At 43.0% G+C, this 2,040-nt stretch carries 3 protein-coding genes; all 3 read left to right on the plus strand.

All coding sequences use genetic code 11. The annotated features are described in order from the left end of the window. Window positions 1–336 precede the first annotated feature (336 nt). Complete coding sequence (locus IQ254_RS30920) at window positions 337–993, plus strand: hypothetical protein (RefSeq protein ID WP_193969965.1); 657 nt, start codon at window positions 337–339, stop codon at window positions 991–993. Window positions 994–1,149: 156 nt separating this feature from the next. Then, on the plus strand, window positions 1,150–1,368 hold the full coding sequence (locus IQ254_RS30925) for a hypothetical protein (RefSeq protein WP_193969966.1): 219 nt from the start codon (window positions 1,150–1,152) through the stop codon (window positions 1,366–1,368). Then, complete coding sequence (locus tag IQ254_RS30930) at window positions 1,361–1,783, plus strand: hypothetical protein (RefSeq protein ID WP_193969967.1); 423 nt, start codon at window positions 1,361–1,363, stop codon at window positions 1,781–1,783. The genes IQ254_RS30925 and IQ254_RS30930 overlap by 8 nt, the downstream gene beginning before the upstream one ends. The last annotated feature ends 257 nt before the right edge of the window (window positions 1,784–2,040 follow it).

Here is a 2,040-nt window from a genome sequence, read left to right on the forward strand (position 1 = left end):
TAAGGGTTGTTAAGAATCGAGGACACTGAATCTCAAGACGTTGCTTGAGCCGTGTACGGTGAAAGTCGTATGCACGGTTCTGAGGGGAGGGAGGGGGCTATGTACAAAACCTCCTCCTTTACCCGACCGCATAGTTTTGGTTAGCCAATCTTTGAAGTGACTTAAGTAGGTAGCCTAAAGTTTCCGATGTCATGCCAACGTCAGGATAGGCGTTAAAGCTATTTATAACGGTGTTTACTTCTGGCTCTCTACTTAGTTAAACTCGTTTAGCCCCCTAGAGCAGAAATCTTACGTATAAACTTGACCAAGTCATCCTAAAAATCAAGTTCAGCAGATATGATAGCCAAAACAATCTTAAAGAGATTCGCCTGGATAATTTTTTGGGTTCTTTTTGCTTTAGCAATAATACTTGGTGGGTGGAAGCTGCTAAGTTTTTTCCCATTTATGGAAAACTATTTATCCAGCGTAATTACAACAACTATAGGAGTAGTAATAGGCATTCCTGTTGCACTTACTATTAATGATTATCAGCGAAAGTTGCAATTTACAGAAACGTCTAAGCAGTTAGAGAATGAACGACTCAGCAAAGAAATTCTGCTGTTACAGTATATTAAAGAAGAGCTTGGATTGAATAAATCTCTACTAGAAAATGCTGTGGAAGGGCAGAAATCGGCGAAAAATTATCTGACATATCTAGGCATGAAATCAGATTTCTGGATATCTTTGCTATCCAGTGGCGATCTCAAACACATAAGCGACACAAAAGTTTTAAACTCCGTAAGTTCATCATACTTCTTCATTAATAGAATAAAAGAATTAGAGAAAGTCTATTATCATCCTAATTTTTTCTTCGCAGTTTCATCAAAAGATAAGGAATCTTACACTGGAAAACGAGCGGTAGATACCGTTGAGTATCTTCGTCCGGTAGCATTAGAACAAATTACTGAAACCTATAATTTGATTTCTGAGTTTTTAGATCGCCTATCGCCGTAGGCTGGGTTTCTTGGTGTCAACCCAGCATCGCTTTTCTCCAGCAGCACTAACCAGAAACGGGATCACACTCTAGGTTGTGATCGTGGATACGATCTCTAGGTTAAAATGAAAGGGCGATCGTTTCCTTTCGCCAACCCTCAAACGAGGAAATCTCAAATGCCATTAGCTGAACTCATGTCACAAATCCAGGAACTTCCAAAAATTGACAAGCTTCGGCTAATGCAGTTTCTTGCAGCAGAACTGATCAAAGAAGAAGATACAAACTTCTTTGTTGCAAACCAGGAATATCCTGTCTGGTCGCCCTACAATTGCTCTGAGGCTGCTAATGCCTTGATGAATCTTCTGGCAATAAAGAAGCAAGAGAAGAATGGTTGACGCTCAAAGATTCCCCTACAAAATTATTGATAGCAGTCCTGGCATGGTCGATCGAATGCCATTCCTGCCTTTGACGCTTAGCCTTGATGATCGATCCTTGAATACTGAGGGTTTACTGGATACAGGTGCAAGCGTTAATGTTTTGCCATACGAGTTGGGGATACAGCTAGGTTTGATCTGGGAGAATGAGACACTCTCGGTTGTGTTGGCAGGAAACTTGGCTCGATTTGAAGCTCGTGCAGTCGTTGTTGATGCTCAAGTCAGTTCGTTTCCCACTGTTGATCTCGCATTTGCTTGGACGCAAGCACCCAATGTGCCTTTAATCTTAGGGCAAGCTAATTTCTTCTTCGAGTTTGATGTTTGCTTCTTCCGTGCGCGTTCTGAATTTGAAATCCGCCCTAAGCAAGGTGGATAGCAATAAAGATGGAACCCCAGTTGAAAGCGACTAGTGAGGCACGGTCTAACAACCCGGTTGGAGCGGACTGGCAAGAGATCTTGGTGGAGATGCAAAGTTTGTCGGCAGCCGCTCAACCGGAACGTTATGCCGCGCGACTCGAAGTCGTTCGGGGGAGTTGGAAAGGACTCCTAAGTTCTTTCCCTGCTAGTGTTCAAGCAGATGTCCGCCTCGGAATGTTCAACCCGTAAGGGGAGGGCAGTATCAGCAGACGAGGT

Source organism: Nodosilinea sp. LEGE 07088 (assembly GCF_015207395.1).
Taxonomy (GTDB): Bacteria; Cyanobacteriota; Cyanobacteriia; order Phormidesmidales; family Phormidesmidaceae; genus Nodosilinea.